The following is a 6815-nucleotide window of genomic DNA, read 5'->3' as shown; positions in this document are numbered from 1 at the left end:
GACGTGCCGGTGATGGGGGAGACGGCCGTCGCGCCCGTCACCCAATTCAGCGCGGCAAGCAGGCCGCGGACGTAGGTCTTGCTCGTGGTGCCGTATCCGTGCTCGGTGACGTACGCGATCATCGCCTTGAGCTCGTCCTGCGACCGCAGCTCGGGCGGCGTCCACTCCCCGGTACTCAACTCGGCTCACCTCCTGGTTGGTTGAGCGTACGGGCCGGTGCTGACACCCGGCCACCAGGCGCAATCTTCTGCGAGCGGCATCAGTAACTGATGATCGGGCCCTGATCCTGCTGGATCTCCGGCGCAATCTCGACCTCGGCCTCGTAGGCACGACTGGCCTCGGCCTGCTCAGTGCGGACCGCGTCGTCGGCCTGCTCACGCTCCGCCTGGCGGGCGGCAATCTCGGCAAGTGCTCCGTGCGCCTTGTCGAGCTCCTCCTGTAGATCCGCCAGTTGGGCCGGGAGCTGTTGGCCAGGCTGCGGCTCGGGGGCAGCCTGTTGGGCTTCCGGTTGGGCCTCGCGCTCGCTCTGGGCCTGAATCAGTTGCTCGACGTACTGCTGCTCGTAGAACTCACGGTTCTGGTCCACCTCCTCGACCACGGCCGCCGACACCTCCGGGGCGGACTCCTGTTCCTGCCCGTCCATCTGCGGTTCGGCGGCCGCCTCGGCGTCGGCCTGGACGTCCTGCTCCGGGCTCTCCCCAAGGGTCTCGCCCTCGATCTCCCAGTTGAGCTCCGGGACCTGGTCGAGGTCGTACTCCGGCTCGGCCTCGTCGGCGGCCACGGCCTGCTCGCGTAGCTGCTGCTCGTACGCGGCGAGCGCGGCGTCCAGCTCCGGGTCCGGCTGGTAGGCGTAAACGTCCGCCGCCGCGGTGGTCTGCGCGACCTCCTCCGGCTGGAGCTCCGTCTCCATGTCCTGGCCCTGCGTCTCGACCTGCCAGGTCTCGCCCTCGATCTCCCAGTCGAGCTCCGGCGCCTGCTCCGCTTCGACTCGCCGGTCCTCGTAGTACGCGGCGGCCTCGGCAGCCAGTTCGTCCTCGATCCGCTGCTGCTCGTCCTGCTCGTCCAACTGCCGCTCGACATCGGCGGCCGGGGCCTGGTCGAGGGTCTCGCCCTCTACACCCCAGTCAACCTCCGGCGCCTGGTCGACGTCGTGCGCGACCTCGGCTGCCCGGTACCGCTGCTCGTACGCTGCGAGCGCCTGGTCGAGCTCCTCCTGCTCCTGGTGTGTGAGGGGGAGCTCCATCTCGGCGGCCTGCTCGGGGGCCTGGTCGAGGGTTTCGCCCTCGATCTCCCAGTCGACTTCCGCGGCCTGGTCGAGGTCGTACTCCGGCTCGGTGACGAGCTCCTCCTCGAGGACCTCCTCACGCTGCGGCTCGGCCTCGTCGGCGTCCTGCTGGGCCTGGACCTGGTTGTCGAGACCACGGCGGTCCAGCTCGTCCCGTGCGGCCTCGGCGGCCTCGCGGGCCGGGGCGGTCTCCTCGTACCAGGCGGAGCGGGCCGCGTCGATCTGCTCCATGACCCCGACGCGCTCGGACAGGTTGGCCACCAGGTCCTCGTAGCCGCGGGCCTGAGCCTCCAGCTCCGCGCGCTCGGCGGCGTCCGTGCACTGGTCGGCATCGGCCTGGGCCAGGATCGCCTTCTCCTCGTAGCGCAGGACCATCTGGCGAGCCTCGGAAAGCTCCTCACCCATGTGGGCCGGGGCCCACACCTTCTCCCGCTCGTAGCGGGCGGCCATCTCCCGCAGGGCGGCGTCGGACGTCCGCGCGAGGGCCTCCTGGTCCTCGGTGCGGCCCAGTGCGGAGTGCGCGGCCTCCCACGCTGCGCGCTGCTCGACCGCGCCCTTTGCCGGCAGACGGCCGATCGCGGTGTTCGGGGCGTCGATGTTGTAGAGCTCGCGGTACCCCTCGACGGTGCCCGCGCGGCGCGCCCACTCAGCGCGCTCCAGGACGTCCTCGGGCACAGGGCCGAGGTGACGGACCGCCCACTCCGGGGGCTCCTCCGCCAGGCGCTCGCCCAGCACGTCGCGCCGGGCGTCCATGGCCCCAGCCATCTCCTGGGCGACCTGCCCCTCGATGCCGGGGATCTGGGGCGTGCGGTCGCTCCAACTGTGCCCGGCCGGGGCGTTCTCCGGCTGGCGGTGCTCCAGCTCCCGCTCGATACGCCAGTTGATCAGCGCGGTGACGTTGTCCGGCTCCGGGGACGTCATCGACGCGCAGGTGATGGCGTCGTGCAGCACGCGCTGCCCATCGTGGCCCGCCAGCTCGGCCTCGCGCAGGGCCCGGTAGATGGTGCTCGGGTCCTGCTGCCGCATCTCGGCGTACTGCGTCTCGTTCAGCAACTGGCGCAGTTGCGGCTCGTACTGGTTGCGGACGTGCTCGGTGACGTAGTCGCGCCAGCGCGGCTCCAGCGCCGGGATCGACTCCGCCCAGTCCTGGCTCTCGCGCAGCTCCTGCAGCGCGGCCAGCTCGCCCCCGTCACGCTCGACGGCGGCCTGAAGCATCGACATCGCGTCCTGGTCAAGGCTCTGCAACCGGTGCTCGTCGGCCGGGACCTGGCTCGCACAAAACGCCCGGTTGTACCGCTGGGCGCGGGTGAGTCCCGGATACACCTGCTGCCGGTTCATCCCCTCTTCGACCAGCAGGTATCCGCCGTGTCCGACCGTGCGGCCCTGCACCGCGTTGACCGTGCCGGCGTAGGCGAGCGCGACGTTCTTCTCGACGTACGAGCCGGGGAGCGTGACGGTGCCGGCGAGCCGCTCGGTCCCATCGGCGTCGCGGCCGCCGACCCGGCGGGCGGTGAGCTGCCCGTCCTCGCCGATGCCGGTCACCCGGTAGACCCGGCGGTTCAGCACGAGCCGGCCCTCGGAGTCCTTGAGCTTCGCGTCGTTCTCGCGGGTCTGGATCAGGTCGCCCACACCTGCACGGTTGTCGTCGACGAGCGGGAGGCCGTTCTCCTCGACCAGCCCGTACCGCACGAGCTGCGTGCGGATTTCCCTGCTCACCTCGGTGGCGCGGGCGTTGGTGGCGGTCATGACCACGGATTCGCGGTCCGCGAGGGTGTCCGCCACGTACGCCCGGATGACGTCGGCCTTCATTTCCTCCAGCGTGCCGCCCTGGATGAGGCCCTGCAGCTCGTACTCGTCCAGCGCGCGGACGTCGCCGCGGCGCAGGTCTAGGCTCGCCTTGGCTTCCCACTCGCGGACCGTGCCGTCCGGCTCCCGGAAGCGGCGCACGTTGCTGAGGCTGTAGTGCGGGCCCTCCTCGACCATCGAGCGCAGCAGGCCACCGGCCTCGACAGATTGCAACTGCTGCTGGTCACCGATGAGCACGAGCTTGGCCCCGGCCGTCTCGCACATCTCCGATACACGGGAGATGTCGTCAGTGGACGCCATGCCAGCCTCATCCAGAACCACCAGATCACCTGTACGCAGCTTGAACTTCTCGACGTCTTCCCGGTTGCCGAGGCCCTGCGAGTAGACGTCGAGGAAGCGGCTGGTGTTGGTCCGGAGCTCGATGCCTTCCTCGCCGAGGACTTCGGCGGCCACCTGGGAGGGGCCGAGGCCGATGACGCGGCCTCCGGTGTGCTCCTGCCAGGCTTCGGCGATGACGCCGGTCGCGTACGACTTGCCCGCGCCGGCGGGCCCCTCGACCACGCTGATTCGCTTGCTGTCGCCGAGGACTCCGCGGACCACGTCGGCCTGGTCGGCGGTGACGCCGGACTCCTTGACCACCTGATCCAGGGTGGGCGGAGCCAGGCACGGGGCGCCGGTCTGGTGGGCACGAGCCGCGACACGGCCCTCGTCGCTGAGGTGCTCTTCCAACGCGAACTTCTCGCTGGCCAGGGCGCTGGGGGAGAACACCGAGCGGCCGTCGCTCTGCCGGATGCGGGACGGCGCGTCCTCGATGATGCTCAGGCCGGCGGTCTGCACGACGCCGTACCGGCCGGACTTCAGGGCCTCGTCGGCCAGCTCGTTGGCGAGCGGCGCGAGGGGCAGGTCCCGGGGCAGGTCGTCACCGAGCGTGGTGTTCAACTGCTGGATCAGCTCGCTGCGGTCCCACGTCGACCGCTTGGTCTGCAGGGCCTCCAGCGACTCCGTGATGACCTTCTCACGGTCGAACGAGGGGACGTCGACCTCCGCAAGCCGAACCTCGATGCCGGTCTGCTCGACCCGCTCCAGCGCACCGAGCAGACCGCCATCGACGTGCTCCTCGGCGATCCGCGTAGCGCGCTCGATCCTCGCCTCGGCCGACTGGTGCTCATTCCGCTTAGGGTCGCGGGTGTCGAGCGTGGCCATCTCCCGGAGGCGGGTCCGCGTGTACGGGGAGGGCTCGCGGCCGTGGTCCTGGACGTACTGCTCGTGCAACTCCTCGTACCGCTGCTCGACCTCGTACGTACGCTCCGACAGGGCGGCGAGCAGCTCCGGCTCGAACCCCTGAATCTCACGGGCCAGGCCGTCCGGGCGCATTCCGAACACGACGGGGAGATCCCGCTCGACGGCTTGCTCCATCGTCCGCTCGAAGACGGCGGCCGCGGCCTCGCGGGCCTTGCTCACGGCACGCGAATCGAGGGTGACGAAGCGCTCGTTCCCGTCCGCGTCGTAGACCTTGATTTTGTTGAGAACTGCCACATGGGCGTGCAGTTGCGGGTCTCCCGCACGCGAGACCTCATGAGTGAAGATCGCGGCGGTGAAGCCGGTGGAGTCGACGTACCGGCCGGTCGATGGGCGGTCGCCTTTCGCATTGCCGTGGTAGCCGATCCGGCCGAATCCGGCTTCCTCCTGGAAGGTCTTCATGGCGGCCTGGATGCCCTCGTTCATCGCGGCGCGGACCTTGGCGGCGTCCTCATGGCGGCCGGCGGCCTCCAGCGCGGTGAGGTAGGTGGAGACCGACTTCTGGGCCGAGTAGGTGTGATCGAAGTACATGGCGGGGGAGCGCTGGCCCTTGTCGCGCTCCTCCCTCCGGATCTCCGCCACGCGCTCCGGATCGGCGGTCGGCTCCTTGGCCAGGCGGTCCTCGACGCGCTGCTCGATCGTGCGGAACTCGTACGGCTTCCGGCCCCGCCGGGCGCTCGCCTCGGCGTCGTCCATGAGCTTCTGCGCGGCCGTGCCGGTGATGCCGTTCTCGTCGATGTACGCCTTCGCCTGGCCGATCGCCTGGCGGTACTCCTCGGGGTGCGCGTGCTTCCCGAACACGGCTCGGATGTCACGCTCCGTGGCATTCGCACCTGCGGTGAGACCCCACTCTGAGAGCCCCTCACCAATCCAGACAGCAAGCGGAGTTCCGCGTTCCGTCCCCTTGGCGAAGTACCCCTCCGGCCCATCGAGCCCCAGTTCGGACTCGGCCTGGTGCTCGCCTGCACAACCCGATCCGGAGAGCAGGTAGTTCAGCCCTGCCTCTCCGCCTGAGATCGCCGTGATGCGTAGCACGATCACAGATGGTACGCGATCACGAGCGGCAGCGACACCGACAAATTAAGAATGCCTAGGTGTGTTATGTAGTAGGGGTTGTATCAGGTGGATGCGGCGGACGGTAGGAGAGGGGTTGATCGGTGAGCTGAGGTGGATGAATGGGGATGCTGAGGTGCTGCGTGATGGGGCTGTGGTGTGAGGTTCGGAAGGGTTCGGCCGGTACTGTGAGACGGGGGCCTGGAGAGTCTGAGAGGGCGGCGTGAGCGCCTCTCAGAACAGCAAGCTCGACCGGGGCGCGCTGGGCCCTGTACGCTCGCCACAGACGCGCGGAGCCCCCGACCATGAGCATCAGGTCGGGGGCTCGACTGTTACCACGAGTGATTTTCGGCGGCGGCCGAGAACGCCGCGCGCTTCGCGCGCCGGCGCCGTGCCGAGCCCCATGCACATGGGGAAGCTGACCGGTCCACACACGCCCGGGGCCGCGCCTGCGGCGGGCCCCGGCGGGCGCGTCAGTGCCCCATGTCCATGGCGGATTCCTGGAGTTCGTTGGCCTCGGGCGACCGGGGCTCGGGGAGGGCAGCGACGGGCTCGGCGGTGGGGGACTCGGGTTCCGCTTCGGCGCCGGGCTCGGTGTCGTCGGCGTCGCCCTGGTCCTCCTCGTCGGGAAGGGCGAACGGCTCGCCGCACAGTCCGCAGATGATCGGTCCCTCCGCCAGGACCTTTGGCGTGACGGGGAACGCCCGGGGGTCGGGGCGGCACCCGCACTTCACCTTGACCCGCTTCCCGCTCGTCGAGCCGGGGGTCTCCGGCTCGGTGGGCTTCTCCTCCTCCGTGTCGTCCTGGTCGGCTCCGCCGAGGCCGGGGAGGGCGGCTCCGTCGATCTGGCGGATGACGGCGGCGTACTTCTTGCGGGTCGCGTCGGTGAGGCTGCAATTGGAGAAACCCAACGACTTCTCCGACTTCTTCGGCGGCTCCAGTCCGGTCTCGCGGGCCAGTTGTGCGAACTCCTTGCGGTGCCAACGGGGGTCGCCCCGGGACACGTCCTGGATCTTTCGAACATGGGCGAGTGCGTGGGCGGCCTCGTGCAGCAGGGTCTTGAGGACCTCCTCGCCTCCGTCGCGGATGGTCTCCCCGGCGACGAACAGCTCCGCCAGGCGCTGCTCCTGCTCGGCCACGGCCCACCGGTCGGCCCAGTGGTGCCCGCGGGTGACGAACTCCCGCCGGCGGCGGGCGCCGGTCGACTTGCTCGGTCGCTCGACCTGGCGGCGGGGGATTCCGGTTCCGGTGATGAACAGGACCGGCGGGAGGTCGGGGTGGTTCCGCTGGATCGCGGTCCAGCACTTCTCCAGCGCGGCGATCAGGCGGGTGCCCTCGCGGCCCGGGTCGGTCTTCGGGTCGGCCATGTGAG

General features: G+C 70.0%; 2 protein-coding genes. Both read right to left on the bottom strand.

Annotated features, from left to right (window positions below; translation table 11 throughout):
• Positions 1–259: 259 nt before the first annotated feature.
• Positions 260–5425, bottom strand: coding sequence for a MobF family relaxase (mobF, locus tag KN815_RS16300; protein WP_216342648.1), 5166 nt, complete (start codon positions 5423–5425; stop codon positions 260–262).
• A gap of 491 nt (positions 5426–5916) precedes the next feature.
• Positions 5917–6810: a SprT family zinc-dependent metalloprotease gene (locus tag KN815_RS16295; RefSeq protein WP_216342647.1), complete on the bottom strand. Its 894-nt coding sequence runs from the start codon at positions 6808–6810 to the stop codon at positions 5917–5919.
• Positions 6811–6815 lie beyond the last annotated feature (5 nt).

Origin of the sequence: Streptomyces niphimycinicus (genome assembly GCF_018883605.1) — a bacterium.
Lineage (GTDB): Bacteria > Actinomycetota > Actinomycetes > Streptomycetales > Streptomycetaceae > Streptomyces > Streptomyces niphimycinicus.
Note: the sequence above shows the minus strand (reverse complement) of the source record. Positions and strands in the feature narration are given on the sequence as shown.

Coding starts and splice junctions, on each gene's coding strand:
- KN815_RS16295 (WP_216342647.1), bottom strand. CDS start 6,810: ATGGCCGACCCGAAGACCGACCCGGGCCGCGAGGGCACCCGCCTGATC.